Origin of the sequence: Pseudorhodoplanes sp. (assembly GCF_035565795.1) — a bacterium.
In the GTDB taxonomy this organism is placed as follows: domain Bacteria; phylum Pseudomonadota; class Alphaproteobacteria; order Rhizobiales; family Xanthobacteraceae; genus Pseudorhodoplanes.
The window spans coordinates 1-20,732 of record NZ_DATMRV010000131.1; the positions used below are offsets into that span (position 1 = coordinate 1).

Genomic DNA, 20,732 nt, shown 5'->3' on the forward strand with positions numbered 1-20,732 from the left:
GCCGCAAGCGGGTGAGGTACGTCCGGCCGCAACCGGAGCCGCTCGATTTTGCCAAGGCTGTTGAACCGCCTCAGCTTCAGCGCCGCGATCATCGCGGTGTCGATTGCTGTGCATGTCGGCTTCGTCGGCGCGATTGTGCTCGCCGACCGGCGGCATCTGCCGCCGTCCGATCTCCAGTCGATGGACGTCGATCTGGTCAAGCCGGAAGACCTCGCTCCCAAGCAGGTTGAGCCGCCAAAACCGCCGGAGCCGCCCAAACAGGCCGAGCTGAAACCACCGGAGCCTCCGAAGCAGAAGGCGCCGCCAAAAAGCGAGGCGCCAAAGAGCGAACAGCTCAGGAGCGAGCCGGCGAAGACCGCGCGGGCACCGGATCCCGATCAGGCCGAGTCGCCTCCCGAGCCGAAGCCGGCCGCCAAACCCGTAAAGCCGGACTCGCCGCAAGGCGGCCCGGCCGGCGAGGGCAAATCGAAGCTGACTCCAGAGGAGATCGCGTCCCTGCGCGCGCAGATCCAGAAGTGCTGGAAGCTGCCGGTGGGCATTCCCGGCATCGTCGGGCTTGAGGTGATCCTGCGTGTGCCGTTCGGCTCGAAGGGGCAGCTCAGCGGCGAGCCGGTGCTGTTGCAGGCCCCGGCCTCCGAGCGGGGGCCATTGCTGGTCGGCATTGCGATGAATGCACTGAAGGGCTGCTACCCCTATTCGCTGCCACCGGCGAAGTATGCCGACTGGAAAACGCTCGACCTGAAATTCACCGCAACCGGCATGGCGGGACTTGGCACCGTCCAGCGGACGCCAGCGCAAGCGAAGCGATAAGGGGACTTCACCGCCTCGGGCACGTCAGTTGCCATAAGATAATATCTTTACGATCTTAAGGTTCGGGCGTAGCCTCCCTCGGGTCTAGGGACGGAAAGGCTGAGAACAGCCGTGAATACGCAGGCCAAGCTGATCACCCGCGCAGGCGAGCCGTTCGTGGCCGGCCGATCCGGGTCCTTGTCGGCGCAGATCGTCGCCGATGTGCGCGACGCGTTGAACGAGAAGCGCCTCAGATCCGGCGATCCGATCGGGACCGAGAAGGACCTCGCCGCCCGCTATGGCGTCAGCCGGATCGTGGCCCGCGATGCCCTGCGGACGCTGCAGGCGCTGGGGATCGCCGAAATCCGCATGGGCAAGGGCGGAGGCGCTCGCGTCGCCCGAGGCAATCCGCGCTTGTTCGCCGAAGCGCTGGCCGTGCAACTCGATCTCACCGGCGTCAGCGCCGGTGAAGTGATGGATGCGCAGCGTGCGATCGAGACACTGGCGGCCGAGCTGGCCGCCGAACACGCCACCCCCGCCGATCACGCTCGCCTTCGCCGGCTGGTCGCGGAAGCCGAAGCCAGCATCGACGACGGCGATGCCTTCACGCGCCTCGGCCGCGATTTCCATCTCGCCATCGCCGAGGCCTCTCATAACCGCGTGCTGGTCGTGCAGTTCATCTCGCTCAATCACATCTCGTGGCCGTCGCATAACCGCACGCTGACGCCGGAGGTGTCGCGGCGCGTGCTTGCCGTTCACAAGGAGCTCGCCACGCTGATCGAGATGCGCGATCCGGCCGGCGCGCGAAAGCTGATGGACGACCACGTCAAGATGATCCGCGCACGTCGTGTCTCGGAACGCGATCATCCGCATGACGCGGGATGCTGTTGAAACTCGAAACTGCAACAAAGCGCAAACGGGAGAAACGCAGATGGCAACGAACCACAAGTTCATCATCGAACCGCATTTCCGCCTGCAGGAATGGATCGCGGAGGAGAAGGGTTACTTCAAGGATGAGGGGCTCGACTACATCTTCCGGGAGCTCGTGCAATCAACCGACGGAAAGATTCACGACAGGGGCAACAAGGTCGGCGCCTATCAGTCGTTCGAGCAAGGCCGCAAGGCCGACGTGAGCTGCGCGTGCCACTGGACCGTGAATGTCGCCGCGGCCTCCGGGCATGGGCGGCTGAACCGCGATGTCTATTCGGTCGCGCCGTCCGGCATTTTCGTTGCACCGGATTCGCCGATCAGGACGCCGGCCGATCTCGCCGGCGTTCCGATCTCGGTCGGCTTCCAGTCGGGATCGCACTATGCATCGATCCAGGCGCTGGAAAGCTACATGCCGAAGGACCAGATCAAACTGTCGTTCAACGACGGCATGCTGTTCAAGCGCATGGAGCTGCTACTCGACGGCAAGATTCCGGCCGCGACCTTGTTCTCCGGCCCCTATTATCTCGCCGAGCAGCTCGGCTTCCGGAAGATCATGGACAACACCTTCATGATCGCCAACATGATCCATGGCGATCCCGATCCCGAGGATCTGCGCAAGTATTTCACCGCGCTCAAGCGTGCGCAGCGCGATCTCGACCTGCGGCCCGAGCTCTACACGCACTATTACAAGAACGAGTTTCCGAAGCGCTGGCACGACGTCATGGACACCCGCCGATGGGGTCCGGGCGAGCGGATCGTGTTCGAGCCCTATACGGAAGATACGTTCAACGTGTCGCGCGACTGGATCGCCGATCACGACATCTTCGAGGGCGGCGATCTCGGCAAGCGGCGCTACGAGGAAGCGACCGTCGGCGTGATGTAACTCCCATCCCTCCCCGCTTGCGGGGAGGGATAGGAGGATCAAGCCATCTTCAGGCCGATGAAGCGCTCCAGCGTCGCATAGTCCTTGCTGAGTTCCGCCGAAGGGGCGCGGTGCACGACATTGCCGCGCTCCAGAACGATCGCGTGCTCGGTGAGCGCCAGCGCGATCTCGGCGTGCTGCTCAACCAGGATGAAGGCCGTGCCCTGTTCGGCGAGCATCTTGCGGATCGCAGCGGTCAACTCCTCCACGATGATCGGGGCGAGGCCTTCGAACGGCTCGTCGAGCAGCAGCAGCGACGGATTGGTCATCAGCGCGCGCGCGAGCGCCAGCATCTGCTGTTCGCCGCCCGAGAGCTGATTGCCCTTGTTGCCGCGGCGCTCATTGAGGCGCGGCAGCATTTCGTAGATGCGCTCGATGGTCCAGTGCCCCGGCCGCGCGGTGACGGTGAGGTTCTCCGCAACGGTGAGCGAGGGGAAAATCTCGCGCTCCTGTGCGACCCAGCCGATTCCGCCGCGGGCGCGCCTGTAAGGCGCAACGCGGGTGATGTCGCTGCCGCGCCAGTGGATCGTCCCGCGTGTCATGCGCGTGAAACCCATGATGGTCAGGAGCAGCGTGGATTTCCCGACGCCGTTCCGGCCCAGCACGGCGAGACTGCCCTTGTCGCCAAGGTCGAACGAGACATCGTTCAGCACAACGGCATCGCCATAGCCGGCGCGCACGCCTTTGAGCGAGAGCAGCGTGTCAGCCATGATGTGCGCCCCCGAGATAGACCTCGCGCACGCGCGGATCGGAGGAGATTTCCTTCGGCGTGCCTTCAAGCAGGATTGCGCCGCCGACCATCACGATGATGCGGCTCGCAAAACGGAACACCACGTTCATGTCGTGCTCGATGAACAACACAGTGATGTCCTGCGAGAGATCCGCGATCACCGAGAACAGTTCCGAGCTTTCCTCGGGCGGCACGCCGGCCGCGGGTTCGTCGAGCAGCAGCACTTTCGGACGCGTCGCGAGGGACAGCGCAATTTCCAGCAGGCGCTGCTGGCCATAGGCCAGTTCGCGCGTCGTGCGATATGCGTGGTCGCCGAGGCGCAGCGACTTCAGGATCGCATAGGCCTCGTCGGCATTCTCGCGATAGGAGGGCAGCGCCTTCCACCATGTGCCGGCGTCGCCGGTGCGCTCGCAGATCGCGAGCGTCACCGCCTCGAGCGCGGACAGGTTCGGAAACAGCGTGTTGATCTGGAAGGTGCGAACGAGCCCGCGTTTCACACGCGCGTCCGGATGCAGCGACGTGACGTCGTCGCCGCCGAGCATGATCTGTCCCGAATCCGGCTTGATCATGCCGGTCATCAGATTGATCAGGGTCGTCTTGCCGGCGCCGTTTGGGCCGATCAGCGCGTAGCGTTCGCCCTTCGGGATCGCGATCGAGATGTCGCGCGCGACCTGAAGCTGGCCGAACTTCTTGTTGACGTTGAGTGTGGAGAGAGCAGGTGCGGTCATGTGCTGCGCCGTCCCGTCAGCATGCGATAGAGATGCGACAGGCCGCCGAGGATGCCGTTCGGCAGCAGCATCACAACCGCGACCAGCAGGAGGCCGATCCAGAAATACCAGTATTGCGGGTTGATGCCGGAGAACTGATCCCGCGCCACCATGAAGATGATCGCGCCGATCAGCCCGCCATAGAGCATGCCGGCGCCGCCGAGAACGAGCATGACAAGCACGTCGGCGGAGCGCTGGAAGTCAATGACACCGAGCGAGACGGTCGAGGTGGTCTGCGCCAGCAGCGCGCCGGCGATGCCCGCGATCGCAGCCGACATTGTGTAGACTTTGCGGATATGCGCAGCGGATGGCGCGCCAATCGCCGGCATGCGGACCGAATTCTCGCGGATGCCGCGCAGCGCAAGCCCGAACGGCGAATTGGTCAGCCGCCGCACCATCAGGAAGACCAGGAACAGCACAACCAGGGAATAGATGTAGGCGGTGCGGCCCCACAGGTCGAATTCATAGATGCCGAGCAGCTTGCCGATGCGGATGCCCTGCAGGCCATCGGCGCCACCGGTCAGCCAGTGGGCGCTGTTGGCAAGCTCATGAACGAGGATGCCGAGGCCAAGCGTGATCATGATCAGTGCCAGATGCTTGAAGCGCGCAACGATGAAGCTCGTGGCAAGCCCGAAGACACCGGTGATCAGCGCTGCGACGAGCAGCCCGAACAGCGGATCGCCATAGCCGTGTTTCGAGATGATCCCGGCTGTATAAGCGCCGACCCCGAAGAACGCGGCGTGCCCAAGCGAGACGATACCGGCATAGCCCAGGATCAGATCGAGCGAGAGAGCGAACAGCGCGGTGATCGCGATCTGGCTCGCGAGCGACAGGTAGTTCGGGAACACGAAGAACGGCAGGATGGTGGCGAGCCAGAACAGATATTCCAGCGGGTGCCAACGGACCTGGCGTTGAAGATAGCTGTGCGGGGTGAGGGAGGGTGCGCTCATTGAAGTCACCGCTTCCCGAACAGGCCCTGCGGCCGCCACATCAGAAGAACGATCATCACCAGATAGATCATGAAGGCGCCGATGCCCGGCACATAATACTTGCCGGCCATGTCGCTGATTCCGATCAGCACTGCGGCGACGAACGAACCCCAGATCGACCCCAGCCCGCCGACCGAGACAACGATCAGCACGTAGACGAGATAGATCAGCGCAAAGGACGGATCGAGGCCGACGATTTCAATCGCAAGCGCGCCACCGAGGCCGGCAAGCCCGGAACCGAGCGCGAAGGCGACCGCGAAAGTGCCGTCGACATTGATGCCGAGGCCGCGCGCCATGCGCTGGTTGTCGACGGCGGCGCGCACCTGTTGGCCGAATCGCGTGTATTCGAGCATCAGCACCAGCACGACAGTAACCGCAAGGCCGACCGCGACGAGGAAGAGACGATAGACGGCGAAGTTGATGCCGAAATAGACAACCGAGCCGCGCAGCCAGTTCGGCGTCACCGCCGGCTGCAGCACCGTACCGAAGATATAAGCCGCGCTCGCGATCGACATGAAGGCGAGTCCGATGGTGAGCAGCACCTGGTCGAGGTCGCTCGCGCGATAGAGCTTGCGATACAGCGTGCGCTCAAGCAGGACGCTGACCATGGCGGCGGCGATAAACGCCATCGGAAGCGTTGCGAGAAACGGCCAGCCAAAGCGGTGGACGAGCGTCACGGTCACGTAACCGCCGAGCATCGCGAAAGCGCAATGCGCGAGGTTGACGAAATTCATCATGCCGAGCGTGACGGACAGCCCGACCGACAACAGGAACAACAGCATGCCATAGGCAAAGCCGTCGAACAGAACGCCGATGATAGGCCCCAAAATTGTCCCCTCAGCCTAACGTCTTTCCCGGATTCCTTCGGCGCGTCCGAGGAACGGGTGCAGCCCATTTCCCGAAAGGGCCGCGTGTTTGCTGCTTTATTTACCGGAAGTGTGCCCTGCAAGCCAACGCCCGGAGCAGATCGCTCCGGGCGTCCGCCAGTTCCACAGAAACAGATTACTTCTTGTTCTTCATCCGCTCCTTGACCGGGTCCTTCACGTTTTCGACCTTGTCGAACTCGACATTCTGCAGCTTGCCGTCGACCTTCTCGACGCGACGGATGTAGACGGTCTGGATGATGTCGCGGGTTTCCGGATCGATCGAGATCGGGCCGCGCGGGCTTTCCCAGGCCATGCCCTTGGCAGCGTCGATCATCGCCTGCGCGTCGGTCTTGCCGCCGGTCTTCTTCAGCGTGTCGTAGATCAGCTGCATGCCGTCCCAGCCGCCGATCGAGAAGTAATCGGGGTTGCGGCCGTAATCGGCGTTAAAGGCCTTCACGAAGGCGTCGTTCTTGGCCGACTTGTGAGCCGGGTCATAGTGACCTGCGGTGATGATGCCGAGCGCAGCGTCGCCCAGCGTCTTCAGCGCGTTGTCGTCGGTGACTTCGAGCTGACCCATGACCTTGGTCTTGCGGGCGTCGATGCCACGTTCGGCGAGCGCCTTGCCGAGTGCGCCCGGCTGTGCGCCGCCCGGCACCCAGATGTAGATCGATTCAGGGTTCAGGTCCTTGGCGCGCTGCACGAAAGCCGCGAAGTCCGGATTGGCAACGGGCATCTTCACCTGGCCGATCACCTCGCCGCCGGCCTCCTTGAAGCCGAGCGCGAAGGCGCCTTCTGCATCGAGGCCCGGACCGAAGTCCGAGACCATGGTGTAGACCTTCTTCTGGCCGTCCTTCTTCACCGCCCATTCGCCGAGCGCCTGGTTGAGCTGCGGCGTGGTGAGCGAGGTGCGCACCATGTACGGGGACTTCGTCGTGATGATCGAGGTCGCGGCGTTCATCACAACCATGAATTTCTTGGCCTGATCCGAGACGTCGCCGGCTGCGAGCGCGTTCGGCGTCAGCACGAAGCCGGCGAGAATGTCGACGCCGTCGCGCACGACCAGTTCCTGCGCAAGACGCTTCGCGACATCCGGCGCGATGCCGCCGGTATCCTTGCGGATGAACTCAATCTTGCGGCCGGCAACGGTGTCGCCGTTCTGTTTCACGAACAGCTTGATCGCGTTGTCCATCTGCGCCGCAGCGTCGGCGAACTGACCGGAATACGGCATGATGAGGCCGATCTTGATCGGGCCTTGCTGCGCGTGTGCGGCACTTGCAAACAACGCGGCGGCGGCAACAGCCGACAATCCAAACACACGTCTATTCATCGCTTATCCTCCTGAAGCCTTTAATCTTTTCACGCCAATATTTGCGTTGGCCGGACACTATCGGCAGGCGCTCAACTGGTCAATGAATCGCACCGGGATGCGGCAATTGGGATGCCCAATGCGACGGCCTTGGTGAACGGTGGGAGTTCTGCGGTCCAAACGTTCCGTGCTGCAGCGCGTCTATCATCGTCAATAATATTCGATGTGCACGCGAACGGTGCCGGTGGCGTCGTTGTAGAAGCCGTATTTCCGGGCTTTCTCGAGCATCCCGGAGATTGGATCGGACGCCGTTGCCGGGATCTGCGCCAAGACGCGCAAGTCCGACTCCTTGATCCAGATGTGATCTGTCGTGCACTCCACCTTGAATGGCAGGCCGCCCTCGATCTCGGCGGAGCTCCATCCCGATGGCGCGCGCAAGGAGAGGCGCCCGTAGTCGTTCCTTTCGAGAAGTTCATGTTTCCCGGCGGATAGCGAGATAATCATGCGTTGCGGTCCTAGCGGGATGACGTCGCTTCAAGGTCGCCGCGCAGTTTTTCAGGCTGCTCTGTCTTGTGCGCACCGATGACATGTTCGGCAAACAGGGACGCCGAATGCGACGCTTCATCGCGCGTCATGTCCCCGAAATAGATCTGGCACGCAAAATAGTTCAGCCCGGCATGCTTCGCCTGTGCGTCCAGAATCTCCCGGACGGTTTGCGGAGACCCGGCGGCGCCGTTTCCGAGCTTCAGCAGTTCGTCGAACGTGTCCGGATAGACGTGCCCGATGGGGAATGGAGTGCCGGCTTCCTTCCAGAGCATCTCCATCGCGTCGCGCCAGGGCCGGTAGGCCCGGCGTCCGATTGCCACCGCTTCGGCATCGGTATCCGCAACAACCACATGGCGCGTGATCCCGATATTGGGTAGCGCGCCCGGGTCGCGGCCAAGCCGGGTCCATGCCGCGCGGTAACGCTGCGCCACGTTGCGGGCGTTGTCGATCAGGCCGAGCATCATGATGTTGGCGCCGGTTTCGGCGGCCCAGTCGGCGCTGTCCGGCTTGGTCGTTGCGTACCATAGTGGCGGATGCGGCCGCTGGAGCGGATGAATGCGAACCGGGAACCGCTTGATGGTGATGTGCTTGCCGGTGAAGCTCACCTCATCCTGCGTGAAGGCTTGCCGGATGATCTCGAAATTCTCGAGATAGCGCGCCTGCGTTGTGGCGGGATCTTCGCCATACATCGCAATTTCGTAGGGCATCGAGCCGCGGCCGAGGCCCAGTTCCAGCCGGCCGCCGCTGAGCTGATCGAGCATGCAGATTTCTTCATAGGCGCGGACCGGGTGATAGATCGGCAGGACGAACAACAGCGGACCGAGCCGCATGCGCTTCGAACGCTGGGCCGCCGACGCCAGGAAGATGCCGGGAGAGGGTGCGAAGCCGAGCGGCGTGCCGTGATGCTCAGCGAGGTGATAGCAATAGAAGCCCAGCCGGTCGCAGAGCGATATGAAGTTCAGGCGGTCTTCGTATTGCTGGTGCAGCGGAGTCCCTGCCCCATCCATGTGATCGAAGATCGCATATTTCATTGCCCGGCACTCCCGCTGACCGGACAAGGCCTACCGGTCCATCCACATCGTTGTCAAGACAACGATGTCCCGGCAACGATAGCCGGATTTGTCCCGGCCTCGGGTGATTGCCTGTGCCGTCCGGCCATGCGATGAAAAAAAGCCGATTCAGGAGACACTCCATGGCGCGCAAGAAGGCTGCGCACCGGCGTGAAAAGCCGACGTCAGCACCGACGCCTCTGACGGGTCTGGTGGCCTTCAAGCTGATCCATCTCGCCGACACGATCAGCCGGGCCGCCACTCTGGTTTACGAGAAGCAGTTCGGGCTCAATAATTCCGAGTTGCGGGCGATGATCGCCTTGCGCGATCTGCAGCCTCTTACGATCGCCGATCTCAGCCGGGTCGGACGGATCGACAAGGCGTGGGTGAGCCGCTCGGTGGCGAGCCTGCTGGACCGCGGACTGGTCAGCCGGGAGGCGCACCCGACCGATCAGCGGATGGCCCTGATCCGGCTGACGCCCGCCGGGCTTGCCCTGACGCGCGAGTTCGAGCCGGTCGCGCATGCGCGGCAGAAGCGCCTGCTCGCCGGTGTGTCGCAACGCGAGGCATTTCGCGTCATCGACATGCTCCAAAAGAATGCAGATCAATTGCTGAAAGAGCCTTAGCATGGGCGTTCGGTAGCCGCCCGGCGCCCGGGCATTGCCGGCACGCACGGATGCGCTACCGTGCCGCGCAGCTTTGTGAGTTTACAGGAATGTCGGACCTTCGTTTCCAACTGAACGGTCGCTGGCGCACGGAGAACAGTATATCTCCGACTACGACGCTTCTGGACTATCTGCGGCTGAATGCGCGGCTGACCGGCACCAAGGAAGGCTGCGCCGAGGGCGACTGCGGCGCCTGCACTGTGGTGGTCGGACTGCCGCAGGCCGATGGGCGTCTGGCGTGGCGCGCCGTCAATTCCTGTCTCGTGCTGGTTCCGCAGGTCGACGGCCTTCCGGTCATCACCGTGGAAGGGCTGGCCCAGCCGGACGGAACCCTGCACTCGGTCCAGCAGAGTCTGGTCGACGCCGATGCCACGCAATGCGGCTTCTGCACGCCCGGCTTCGCAATGGCGATGTTCGCCTTCGCCCATGAAACCAAGGATCTTGGCGGCGAGCCGCGTAACGACGAAACCATCCATGAGGCGCTCGCCGGAAACCTCTGCCGCTGCACCGGCTATCGTCCGATCGTGGAAGCCTGCAAGACCATGCGCGCCGATCCGCCCGGATGCGGATTTGCCGATCGTGCGGGCGAGGCTGCATCGGAATATCGGCAGGGCTCGCAGCTCTATCTCGCGCCGCGCAGCCTCGACGAACTGGTCGAAGCGAAGTCCAGGTATCCCGACGCATACGTGCTTGGCGGCGGGACGGATCTCGGCATCCGTGTTTCCAAGGACCGCGAGACCTTTCCGGTCGTAATCTCGACGCAGTGGGTCAGCGAGTTGCGTGCGATTTCGGACGCCGGCGGCAAGCTCACTATCGGCGGTGGCGTCACCTACACAAAGGCGCTGCCGTTCCTCGACAAGCATTTTCCTTCGTTCGCCGATCTGGTGCGCCGCATCGGCTCGCGGCAGATCCGCAATATCGGCACACTGGCCGCGAACATCGCCAATGCGTCGCCGATCGGCGACACCATCCCCTGCCTGATGGCGCTCGATGCGACGATCATGCTGCGCTCGAAGCGGGGCATTCGCGGTGTGAAGGCCGACGCATTCATCCTGAGCTATCGCAAGACGGCGATGGAAAAGGACGAGGTCATCGCAGCGATCGAAATTCCCCTGCTGAAGGACGGCACGACGTTCACGACGTATAAGCTGTCGAAGCGGTTCGATCAGGATATCTCGACCGTGATCGGCGCCTATCGTCTCCGTCTTGAAGGCGGCACAGTTGCGGAACTGCGCGCCGCCTATGGTGGCATGGCCGCCACCACGGCGCGTGCGAGGCATGTCGAGGCCGCCATCACCGGCAAGCCCTGGACGGCCGAAACCTTGCGCGACGTCGATGCATTGATCGCGCAGGACTTCCAGCCGATGACCGATCACCGCGGCACCGATGCCTATCGGCTGCGGGCTGCGGCGAATCTGATCCGCCGGCTGCAGATTGAAACCACAGGGGGCGAGCAAACGGGAGTGTGGCAGCTATGAACGCACCTCTGTCCCGCATCCGCGGTGGCGTGCATGCCTCGGTTCGCCATGACTCGGCGGCAGGGCATGTGAACGGTCAGGCACTCTATCTCGACGATATCCCCGCGGTGTCCGGCACGCTCGAGGCTGCGCTTGTGCTCTCGCCGCATCCGCATGCGCGCATCCTGTCGATCGACGTATCGGCTGCGCTCGCAGCGGATGGCGTTGCATCCGTCGTCACCGCAGCCGACATCCCCGGCAAGAATGACATCGCCCCGATCCGGACCGATGAGCCGCTTCTTGCCGCGGGCTTTGTCGAGCACGAAGGGCAGATCGTGGCCGGGATCGCCGCCGCGACGCTTGATCAGGCACGTGCCGCCGCAAAGCTCGTTAAGGTCGAATACGAAGTGCTGCCGGCTGTCCTGTCGGTCGAGGAAGCGTTGGCGAAGGAGATGTATGTCGCCCCGGTCCAGAAGATGGATCGCGGCGATATCGACGCCGCACTGAAATCCGCCCGGCATCGCCTGCAGGGCGAGGTGCGATGCGGCGGGCAAGACCATTTCTATCTCGAGGGTCAGATCGCGATCGCAACGCCTGGCGAAGGCAATCGCGATATCCATGTGTTCTCGTCCACGCAGCATCCGACCGAGGTACAGCACGGTGTCGCGCACGTGCTCGGCATCCCGTTCAATGCGGTGACGGTCGAGGTGCGGCGCATGGGCGGCGGCTTCGGCGGCAAGGAAAGCCAGCCGACCATCATCGCCGGCGTCGCCGCGCTGCTCGCCTGGAAGACGCGAAAACCGGTGAAGCTGCGGCTGCCGCGCGACGACGACATGCGCGCGACCGGCAAGCGGCATCCGTTCTATGTGCGCTACGATGTCGGCTTCGACGACGATGGCGCGATCAAGGGGCTCGATCTGCTCCTCGCCGCGAATGGCGGACACGTCGCCGATCATACGCCCGCGGTGCTGACGCGCGCGCTGTGCCATTCCGACAATTGCTACTGGCTGCCGGCGCTGCGCTTCCGCGGCCTGCCCTGCAAGACCAACACGGTGTCGAACACGGCGTTTCGCGGCTATGGCGGGCCGCAGGGCATGTTCGCGATCGAGACCATCATCGACGCGGTCGCGCGGCATCTCGGCAAGCCGCTGGAAGAGGTCCGCAAGCGCAACTTCTACAGACATGGCCGCGACAATGTCACGCCCTACGGCATGACGGTCGAAGACAACATCATCGAAAAGGTCATCGACGAGTTCGATCGCGACGTCGACCTGAGGGGCTGGCGCGATAGCGTGATCGCATTCAACCGGACCAGCCCGATCGTGAAGAAGGGCCTGGCGACGATGCCGGTGAAGTTCGGCATCTCGTTCAACCGGCCGGCGCTCAACCAGGCCGGCGCGCTCGTGCATGTCTATATGGACGGAAGCGTGACGCTGAACCACGGCGGCACCGAGATGGGCCAGGGCCTGTTCATCAAGGTCGCGCAGGTGGTGGCCGAGACGTTCCAGATCGACATCGACAATATCAAGATCACCGCGACCACGACCGGAAAGGTGCCGAACACGTCGCCGACCGCGGCATCGTCCGGCTCCGATCTCAATGGCATGGCCGCGAAGAATGCCGCCGATCAGATCAAGGATCGCATGGCCGACGTCGCGGCCGAGCAGTTCAATGTGCCGAAGGGCGAGATCGTCTTCTCGTCGAACCGGATCTATGCGGGCAACCGCTCGATGTCGTTCAGGGAACTCGCGGCGCTGTCATGGGAGAAGCGTGTCTCGCTGTCGGCGACCGGCTTCTATCGCACGCCGAAGATCCATTGGGACTTCACCACCAGCAGCGGCCGGCCGTTCTATTACTTTACGTATGGCGTTGCCGCGGCCGAGGTCGCGATCGACACGCTGACCGGCGAGATGCGCGTGCTGCGCGCCGAGCTTCTGCAGGATTGCGGTGACTCCCTCAATCCGGCGATCGATCTAGGCCAGATCGAAGGCGCGTTCGTGCAAGGCATGGGCTGGCTGACGACCGAAGAGCTGGTCTGGGATGGCAAGGGCAAGCTGCGCACGCACGGGCCCTCGACCTACAAGATTCCCGGCAGCCGCGATGTGCCGCCGGTCTTCAACGCGCGCATCCTTCAGAACGCGCCGAACAACGAGGAAACGATCTTCCGCTCAAAGGCGGTTGGCGAGCCGCCGCTGATGCTCGCACTGTCGGTCTGGCTCGCGGTGCGCGATGCGATCTCGTCGCTGTCGGATTACCGGCTCGCGCCGAAGATCGACGCGCCGACGACACCGGACCGCATTCTCGCGGCGGTGGACGAGATCAGGGGAAGGGCTCAATCCTGACAGTCAGTCCGGGACAACCGCTGCGCCGCGTCCCGGACTCACCGAAGGTTACAAGGTCAGCTGCCTCACGGCATCCTGCGCAGCCTTCGTCTTGGCGTCGATCTCCTTCTCGAGCTTCGCATCGGCATTGCCGATTTCTACCAGGCGGTCTTCCTGCGATTTCAGCGTGGCGAGATAGCGCCGGCCGAGATCGGAATTCTGTCCGACGGATTGCAGGTTGCTGCGCACGCGATCCTGATCGCGGACGATGCGCTCGCGCTCGTTTTCGAGTTGCCCGCGCTGGACCTTCGCACGGTTCATCTCTTCGACCAGGGTGGTGAGCTTCGCGACCACAGCCTTCAGCACCGGGCTTTCATTCTGGAGGCCGCTGATCCTGACCAGAATATCATCGACATCGAGGTCGGCGAGCGCGATCCGCTCGCTGTCGAGGTGCTCGGTCGTGAAGCTCGCCTTCGTGATCTTGCCCTTCTGTGCAGAGATCGTGTGCCGATAGCGCGTCGGCGTCTCCTCGATGTTCCTGGCGCCCGCGACCGGCGTCCATCCCGAGACGCGCTCCTCCTCGACAACGATCTCGCGATCTTCGTCCGGCGGTGTCGTGACCTCGTAATCTATTGTACGCGTTGACCGCGTTTGCACAGTCAGCGTTCCGTTCAGCGCCTTGCCGAGCGAGGTCTGTACCATGCCCTTGTCGTGCCGTCGGATCGCGGTCTTGGTGTCGAGCGCGAAGGTTGCGAGCCGGGTTGCATCCTTCGGCGTCAGCGGGAGCAACGCGTCGCCCACGAAACTGGTGCTTCCGTCGGCCGATCTGTCGAACGCGGTGACAAGGCCCGCCGGTAGCGCAGTGTCGCCGTCATTCTTGACGCGAACCGCGGCCATCGGCCGGCTTGGCGAGATATCCGGCTGATAAAGCCAGATGCGCGCGATCGAGATGTCGCGGTCGACGAACGGCACCATCATCGTGTGTCCTGTCGCAAGCGAAAGTTTCGCGGGGAAGCGATACAGCAATTGCGTTGACGCTTCTTGAGCCGCCGCTGCATTGGCCGCTGCCGCAGCGGGCGCCGCGGTGATCGGCGCGGGAGCCGCGACGCTGGCCGGTGCAACGGCCATCTGCCGCGCCAGCTTCTCTCTTGCGAGCGCGCCGGCCACCTGATCGGAACGGAACTGCGCCTGCGGCGAAGGCGGTGCGGCCTTCTCCTGCACATCGTCGCGGCGGGGGACGACGGGAGTCGTTGTCGAGACCGGGACTTCCGGCCGGTTTGCGAACAATGCAGTGTAGAGCGGCTGGCGCAACGCGACCGGATTGCCGGACACGAGGGTCAGATCGACATCCTTCCAGTCGCCGCCGGTCAGGTTTTCGATCACGGCCCAGCCCTGCAGGCGCGCTTTATCACCGTCTTTCGGCAGGACAAGCCGGTAGGCCGTCTTCCAGACCGGTGCGCCGACCACATAACTGATGGCGGCATCACGCGTGCCGTCCCCAAGGAAGCCGACCGACACGGTGCGCCGCTCCTTGGCGCGATTTTCGATCAGGCCCGCGAGCAGCCGTTCGACCTGCTGGCGCGTCTGCGGGTCGACGAAACGCAGTTCGGTGACTTCTTCAAGGATCGCCTGTGTCAGGCCGGCCGGCGTCATCAGCGTGAGCCGATGCCGCGAGGTGGTGCCGCCGTTATTCGGTAATGCCACCTGTTCGCGGACAACCCGGAATACGCGGCCTTTGGCGGTGACCGGGCCCGAGATCTCGATTTCGCTGCCGGTCAGCGCGTTGAGAAGGTCTGGCGACGAATTCAACGCCTCCGGCCCGAAGGGCAGGTCGCGGAACAACTCGGGCAGCGGTGTCTTGCCTGGCAGGCTGACGGTGCCGACAGCGCCGGCGCGGTCGAAGATGGTGAGGCTCTTCAGGACGTCATCGACCTGATCGAGCCGGACGGCGAGTTCAACCGTGGAATTGCCGGTGACGGAGCCGGCATGCGTGAACTGGGCGAGGCCGGAATTCGACAGGATGACCTGCTTGAGCGGAAGCTCTGCGGCCGACGCGGGCGACAGGCCCGCCGGCAGGGTTGCGGCAAGTGTCAGGATTGCCGCCCCTAGCGTTGTACGACTCATAAGATTTTGTCTCCGATCCCCAAGTGAGCTGTCGCGCCCGCGCGAATCTAGACGAACGACCGCGGCCGGGTGATGACGAGCGCGTGTCCGCAAGCCGGTTCGGCGCACTGTTCGGCCGCCGGCCGACCGGACTGGGCCATTGGCCGAGCGGTACCCATCGGTCTGGCCGTGAACGCCGATCAATAACTTTCACGGGTCGAAATTGCGGTCCGCCATTGAGTTGCCAACTTTCATCTGAATATGGAGCGAACATTCATTCGCTTTATGCTGCATTGCAATAATGTGACGCTCCTGTTTGGAGCGGGGGGATATCGTGCGCCAGGCCAACGCCCAATTGCATTCCGACCGGCGGTCGGAGATTCTTGACGCTGCCCGGCGCTGCTTTGTCCGGGCCGGCTTCCATCAGACCTCGATGCAGCAGATCTGCGCCGAGGCCGGGATGAGCCCTGGCAACGTCTATCGTTACTTCCCGTCCAAGGAAGCGATCATCGCCGGGATCGCCGAGCGCGACCGTGCCGAAGTGGCGTCGCAGCTCGCCAGCTCGCAATTCTCCACCGACTTCTTCGCGACCCTTGCCGCCATGGCGCGCCACCATTTCGTCGGGCGCACGGCCGAGGAGGTCGGACTTTGTGCGGAGATCATGTCCGAGAGCCGTCGCAATCCGACGATCTCGAAAATCATGAACGAATTCGACGCCGACGTGAAAGATCGGCTCATCACCATGCTGCAAAGCGCGCAGGCGCGCGGTGACATATCGCGCGACGCCGATATCGGCCCGGTCGTTGAGATGCTGATGATCATCGCCGACGGCGTGTGGTGGCGGCGTGCAGTCGATCCGAATTTCGATGCAGAGGCCGCACTGCCGATGTTCTTCGATGTGATGAGATACATGCTGCTTGAACGCGGCAAGGGACAGAACAGTCCGGAATGGACGAGCGCTGTGCGCGCGGGAGAAAAGCAATGAAAGCTAGCCGCATCGTAGCCATTGGCCTTGTGGTCGGAGCGGTTGCATGGGTCGCTTCGGGGCATCTGGTGCCGCATGAATCCGCGCAAAGCCGCGCGGCCGTGCGCCCCGATGCGGGCGAGGCGAAGCTGTTTCGCGTCGCTGTTGCGGAGACCAAGGTCGCGCCGCACGCACGCAAGCTGACGCTGTCCGGTCGCACCGAGGCCGACAAGAAGGTGACCATCACCGCGCGGACCGGCGGCGTGCTCTCCGAGATGCGGGTGAAGCGCGGCATGCATGTGAAGAAGGGCGACATCATCGCGGTGCTGTCCGACGACGCACGCGAGGCTCAGGTCGCGCAGGCCACCGCGCTGTTCAATCAGCGCAAGGCCGAGCTCGAAGCGCGTCGCAAGCTGATAGAAGGCGGCATGATGCCGAAACTCGAGGCCGTAAATCTCGAGTCGCAGTTCAAGTCGGCCGAGGCCGCGCTGGCGGCCGCCACGGCCGAGCGCGATCGCGGCGTTCTGCGCGCGCCGTGGGACGGTATCATCACCGACAACGCAGAGGTCGGCGGCGCCGCCCTCGCAATGATGGGCGCGCCGGTTGCACAAATGGTGTCGCTCGATCCGATGCTCGCCGTCGTCGAGGTGTCGGAGCGGCGTCTCCGCGGCCTGAAGATCGGCGACGAGGTCGAGGTTCGGCTGGTCACCGGGCAAAAGGCGTCCGGCCGCATCCGCTACATTGCGCCGATTGCGAGCCAGACCACCCGCACCTATCGCGTCGATATCGAGATGAAGAATCCTGACGGCGCTATCCCGGATGGCATCACCGCCGAGGTCGCGATCCCGATGGCGCCGGTGCCCGCGGCGCGGGTGCCGCGTTCGGCGCTGACCTTCTCGTCGTCGGGGGATCTCGGCGTGCGCGTCGTCAATGGCGAGACCAAGGTCGATTTCGTTCCGATCAGTGTGGTCGAGGACGACCAGAATCACATGTGGGTTTCCGGCATTCCGGATGGCGCGCGCGTGATCGTGCAGGGTCAGGATTTCGTGCGCGAAGGTCAGAAGGTCGTCGCCGTGCCCGCCGAAGTGGCGATTGGTTCGGCGCAATAACACTTTCACCTCTCTTCTTTTGCGGGGAGAGGGAAAAAGCGCGGCGCCCGTGGCAGCTGGTTGGATAGAAGACGTATGTTCAAGCTTATCGATTACGCCATCAGCCATTCGCGGCTGACGATCGCGACGCTGATCTTCCTGCTGCTCGCGGGCTTTGTGTCCTATCGCACGATCCCGAAGGAGTCCGAGCCGGACGTCAAGATCCCGATCATCTACACACAGATCACCCAGCGCGGCATCTCGCCGGAAGACGCAGAGCGTCTGCTGCTGCGTCCGGTCGAGACGCAGCTCAAATCCGTCGGCAACGTGAAGGAGATGCGCTCCACCGCCTATGAAGGCGGCGGCTACGTGTTGCTTGAATTCGAGGCCGGCTTCGATTCAAAGGCGGCGCTGGCGGACGTGCGCGCCAAGGTCGATCAGGCCAAGCGCGATCTGCCGCGCGACGCCGACGAGCCGGTGGTCACCGAGGTCAACCTCTCGCTTTATCCCGTGCTGGTCGTTGCGCTGTCCGGCGACATGCCGGAGCGCTCGATGCTGCGCATCGCGCGCAACGCGAAGAATATCATCGAGCAGGTGCCGGGCGTGCTGTCGGCCGAGCTGCGCGGTTCGCGCGACGAAGCGGTCGAGATCATCGTCGAGCCGATGCTGCTGAAGAGCTACGGGGTCTCGCTCGACCAGCTTATCGGGACGGTGAACGCGTCCAACAGCCTGATCGCGGCGGGTGCTCTCGAAGGCAGCACCGGGCGCTTCGCGGTGAAGGTGCCGGGCCTGATCGAAAAGCCGCAGGATGTGCTGAAGGTGCCGGTCGCGGCGACGTCAGGCGCCGCCATTACGGTCGGCGATGTCGCGCAGGTGAAACCGACCTTCAAGGACAGGACGTCCGTCACGCGCGTCAATGGCCGCTCGGCGATGACCATCGAGGTCTCGAAGCGAACCGGCGCAAACCTGATCGAGACGGTCGACGGCGTGAAGGCCGCGGTCGAGAAGATGAAGGCGACATGGCCCAGCGCGGTCGAGGTCAGATACACCCAGGACAAGTCGAAGGTGATCCGTCAGATGCTGGCGGATCTTCAGAACTCGGTCGCGACCGCAACGCTGCTCGTCGCCGTGATCATTCTGTTCGCACTCGGATTCCGCGCCTCGCTGTTCATCGGCATCGCGATCCCCGCATCCTTCCTTGCGGGCGTGCTGGGCCTGCAGCTCGCGGGGCTCACGATCAACATCGTGGTGCTGTTCTCGCTCATTCTGGCGGTCGGTATGCTGGTCGACGACGCGCTGATCGTCTCCGAATTTGCCGAACGGCGGATGTCCGAGGGCATGCCGCCAAAGGAGGCCTATGCACTCGCGGCCAAGCGGATGTCGGGGCCGGTGATCGCCGCGACCGCGACCCGCGTGGCGGCTTTCTCGCCGCTCCTGTTCTGGCCGGGTGTGGTCGGGCAGTTCATGAAATACATGCCGATCACCCTGATCGCGACATTGTCGGCGTCGCTGGTGGTGGCGCTGTTCTTCACGCCGACGCTCGGCGCCTTGCTCGGCAAGGCCGCGCCTGTTCCGCATGATGAGCGCGTCAACGACCGCGGGCCGTATATGCGCACGGTCAAGCTTGCATTGCGCTATCCCGGTGCGACACTGTCGCTGGCCTTTATGCTGCTGGTTGCAGTCACGATAGCCTATGGGAAATTCGGCAAGGGCGTCGAGTTCTTCCCCAGCGTCGAGCCGGATTACGGCCAGGTGATCGTGCATGCGCGCGGCAATATCTCGCTCGACGAAAAGGATCGAATCCTCGCCGAAGTCGAGAAGCGCGTGCTGCAATTCTCCGGCCTGAGCACGGTCTATACCCGCGTCGGCGAGCAGCCGCGTGGCATGAGCGAGATCACGGAAGACACGATCGGCGTGATCCAGTTCGAGTTCGGCGACTGGCAGAGCCGCGATCCGGCCAGCAAGATCATGGATGCGATCCGCGCGAAGACCGCGGACATTCCCGGCATTCTGGTCGAAGTCACTGCGCCGCGCGCCGGTCCGCCGACCGGCAAGCCGGTGCAGGTGCAGATCGGTGCGCTCAATCCGGATGTTCTGCCGGATGTCGCGAAGAAGGTCGCGGGCATCCTGTCGCAACACCCCGACATCCGCGATCTCGACGACGGCCTGCCGCTTCCGGGCATCGACTGGAAGATCGATGTCGATAAGGCGGAGGCGGCCAAGTACACCGCCAGCCCGAACACGGTCGGCACTGCGGTTCAGCTTGTCACCAACGGCGTGAAGGTCACCGAATATCGCCCGGCCGAGTCCGACAAGGCCGTCGACATTCTCGTGCGCTTCCCGAATGACCGCCGCAGCCTCGACCAGATCGACGAATTGCGTGTGCAGACCCAGGCCGGGCAAGTGCCGATCGGCAATTTCGTGCATCGGATGCCGGCGCAGCGCGTTGGCTACATCAATCGCGTCGCCGGCAATCGCGTGATCACGGTGTCGGCCAACGTGGCCGAGGGCGTGCAGAGCGCCGTCGTGCAGCAGGCGATCGCAGCCGAACTGGCGAAGACCGATCTCGGCGCCGGTGTCACCTGGAAGCTGAAGGGCGAAGACGAAGAGCGCGAGAAGGCTGGCGCCTTCCTGATGAAAGCGTTCGGCACTGCGATCTTCCTGATCTTCGCGATCCTGCTCGCGCAATTCAACAGGCTGACGTCGGTGCTGCTGGTGCTGAGTGCGGTTATCCTTTCGACCATCGGCGTACTGATCGGCCTGATGGTGATGGGTCAGCCTTTCGGCGTGGTGATGACCGGCATCGGCATCATCGCGAATGCGGGCGTGATCGTGAACAACAACATCGTGCTGATCGACACCTATGACAGGCTGAGGCACGAGGGCATGGCGGCCTATGAGGCGATCCTCGAAACCTGCCGCGAACGCGCACGGCCAGTCGTGTTGACGGCCGTCACCGCGATTCTCGGCGTGTTGCCGATCGCGTTCGGCGTCAATCTCGACTTCATCCTGCGCGAGGTGACGATCGGTGCGCCGGCCACGCAATGGTGGATCTCGCTTTCGACCGCGATTGTGTTCGGCCTCGGCTTCGCAACGGTGCTGACGCTGATCGTCACTCCTGCGGCGTTGATGCTGATCGCCAATGGCGCCGAATGGCGGATCGCGAAGATGGCGAAGCTGCGGGCGTGGTGGAAGGGGCGAAGGGCTGTTCCCGCGCACTGATTGCGAGGCTTGATCCGC

17 protein-coding genes are annotated in these 20,732 nt (G+C 63.6%); 9 read left to right on the forward strand and 8 right to left on the reverse strand.

Annotation, left to right across the window (positions count from 1 at the left end):
• The first annotated feature begins 96 nt into the window (after nt 1–96).
• The 3 genes from VNZ93_RS12445 to VNZ93_RS12455 all read left to right on the forward strand — a co-directional run bounded on the left by VNZ93_RS12445 (nt 97) and on the right by VNZ93_RS12455 (nt 2,602).
• Entirely contained in the window at nt 97–810 is a 714-nt protein-coding gene (locus VNZ93_RS12445) for a hypothetical protein (protein ID WP_325705126.1), read from the forward strand.
• 111 nt (nt 811–921) lie between these two features.
• Nucleotides 922–1,680: a FadR/GntR family transcriptional regulator gene (locus VNZ93_RS12450; RefSeq protein WP_325705128.1), complete on the forward strand. Its 759-nt coding sequence runs from the start codon at nt 922–924 to the stop codon at nt 1,678–1,680.
• Nucleotides 1,681–1,720: 40 nt separating this feature from the next.
• Complete coding sequence (locus VNZ93_RS12455) at nt 1,721–2,602, forward strand: ABC transporter substrate-binding protein (RefSeq protein WP_325705131.1); 882 nt, start codon at nt 1,721–1,723, stop codon at nt 2,600–2,602.
• A 38-nt stretch (nt 2,603–2,640) separates the two neighbouring features.
• Here VNZ93_RS12455 and VNZ93_RS12460 read toward each other — a convergent pair whose 3' ends face one another.
• From VNZ93_RS12460 to VNZ93_RS12490, 7 genes are all read right to left on the reverse strand, one after another.
• Nucleotides 2,641–3,351 (reverse strand): ABC transporter ATP-binding protein, encoded by a 711-nt coding sequence (locus tag VNZ93_RS12460; protein WP_325705134.1) that lies wholly within the window; start codon nt 3,349–3,351, stop codon nt 2,641–2,643.
• Complete coding sequence (locus VNZ93_RS12465) at nt 3,344–4,099, reverse strand: ABC transporter ATP-binding protein (protein WP_325705137.1); 756 nt, start codon at nt 4,097–4,099, stop codon at nt 3,344–3,346. Before VNZ93_RS12465 ends, VNZ93_RS12460 begins: the two co-directional genes overlap by 8 nt.
• Nucleotides 4,096–5,088, reverse strand: a complete 993-nt coding sequence (locus VNZ93_RS12470; RefSeq protein WP_325705140.1) for a branched-chain amino acid ABC transporter permease — start codon at nt 5,086–5,088, stop codon at nt 4,096–4,098. Before VNZ93_RS12470 ends, VNZ93_RS12465 begins: the two co-directional genes overlap by 4 nt.
• 5 nt (nt 5,089–5,093) lie before the next feature.
• Nucleotides 5,094–5,954 (reverse strand): branched-chain amino acid ABC transporter permease, encoded by an 861-nt coding sequence (locus VNZ93_RS12475; RefSeq protein ID WP_325705143.1) that lies wholly within the window; start codon nt 5,952–5,954, stop codon nt 5,094–5,096.
• 175 nt (nt 5,955–6,129) lie between these two features.
• The gene (locus tag VNZ93_RS12480; RefSeq protein WP_325705146.1) at nt 6,130–7,320 is read right to left on the reverse strand and encodes an ABC transporter substrate-binding protein; all 1,191 of its coding nucleotides are present in this window, start codon (nt 7,318–7,320) and stop codon (nt 6,130–6,132) included.
• 189 nt (nt 7,321–7,509) lie between these two features.
• Complete coding sequence (locus tag VNZ93_RS12485; protein WP_325705149.1) at nt 7,510–7,803, reverse strand: hypothetical protein; 294 nt, start codon at nt 7,801–7,803, stop codon at nt 7,510–7,512.
• Between the two features lie 11 nt (nt 7,804–7,814).
• Nucleotides 7,815–8,876, reverse strand: a complete 1,062-nt coding sequence (locus VNZ93_RS12490; RefSeq protein ID WP_325705152.1) for an LLM class flavin-dependent oxidoreductase — start codon at nt 8,874–8,876, stop codon at nt 7,815–7,817.
• A 161-nt stretch (nt 8,877–9,037) separates the two neighbouring features.
• Here VNZ93_RS12490 and VNZ93_RS12495 point away from each other — a divergent pair, with 161 nt between their 5' ends.
• The 3 genes from VNZ93_RS12495 (at nt 9,038) to xdhB (ending at nt 13,358) form a co-directional block, all read left to right on the forward strand.
• Nucleotides 9,038–9,520, forward strand: a complete 483-nt coding sequence (locus VNZ93_RS12495; RefSeq protein WP_325705155.1) for a MarR family winged helix-turn-helix transcriptional regulator — start codon at nt 9,038–9,040, stop codon at nt 9,518–9,520.
• An 89-nt stretch (nt 9,521–9,609) separates the two neighbouring features.
• Nucleotides 9,610–11,037 (forward strand): xanthine dehydrogenase small subunit, encoded by a 1,428-nt coding sequence (gene xdhA / locus VNZ93_RS12500; RefSeq protein ID WP_325705158.1) that lies wholly within the window; start codon nt 9,610–9,612, stop codon nt 11,035–11,037.
• Nucleotides 11,034–13,358, forward strand: a complete 2,325-nt coding sequence (xdhB, locus tag VNZ93_RS12505) for a xanthine dehydrogenase molybdopterin binding subunit (protein ID WP_325705161.1) — start codon at nt 11,034–11,036, stop codon at nt 13,356–13,358. Before xdhA ends, xdhB begins: the two co-directional genes overlap by 4 nt.
• Before the next feature lie 48 nt (nt 13,359–13,406).
• Here the strand turns inward: xdhB and VNZ93_RS12510 are convergent, their stop codons facing one another.
• Nucleotides 13,407–15,461, reverse strand: coding sequence for a hypothetical protein (locus tag VNZ93_RS12510; RefSeq protein WP_325705164.1), 2,055 nt, complete (start codon nt 15,459–15,461; stop codon nt 13,407–13,409).
• 313 nt (nt 15,462–15,774) lie between these two features.
• Here VNZ93_RS12510 and VNZ93_RS12515 point away from each other — a divergent pair, with 313 nt between their 5' ends.
• The 3 genes from VNZ93_RS12515 (at nt 15,775) to VNZ93_RS12525 (ending at nt 20,714) form a co-directional block, all read left to right on the forward strand.
• Entirely contained in the window at nt 15,775–16,425 is a 651-nt protein-coding gene (locus VNZ93_RS12515) for a TetR/AcrR family transcriptional regulator (RefSeq protein WP_325705167.1), read from the forward strand.
• Nucleotides 16,422–17,513: an efflux RND transporter periplasmic adaptor subunit gene (locus VNZ93_RS12520; RefSeq protein WP_325705170.1), complete on the forward strand. Its 1,092-nt coding sequence runs from the start codon at nt 16,422–16,424 to the stop codon at nt 17,511–17,513. The genes VNZ93_RS12515 and VNZ93_RS12520 overlap by 4 nt, the downstream gene beginning before the upstream one ends.
• Nucleotides 17,514–17,588: 75 nt before the next feature.
• Nucleotides 17,589–20,714: an efflux RND transporter permease subunit gene (locus VNZ93_RS12525; protein WP_325705172.1), complete on the forward strand. Its 3,126-nt coding sequence runs from the start codon at nt 17,589–17,591 to the stop codon at nt 20,712–20,714.
• The last annotated feature ends 18 nt before the right edge of the window (nt 20,715–20,732 follow it).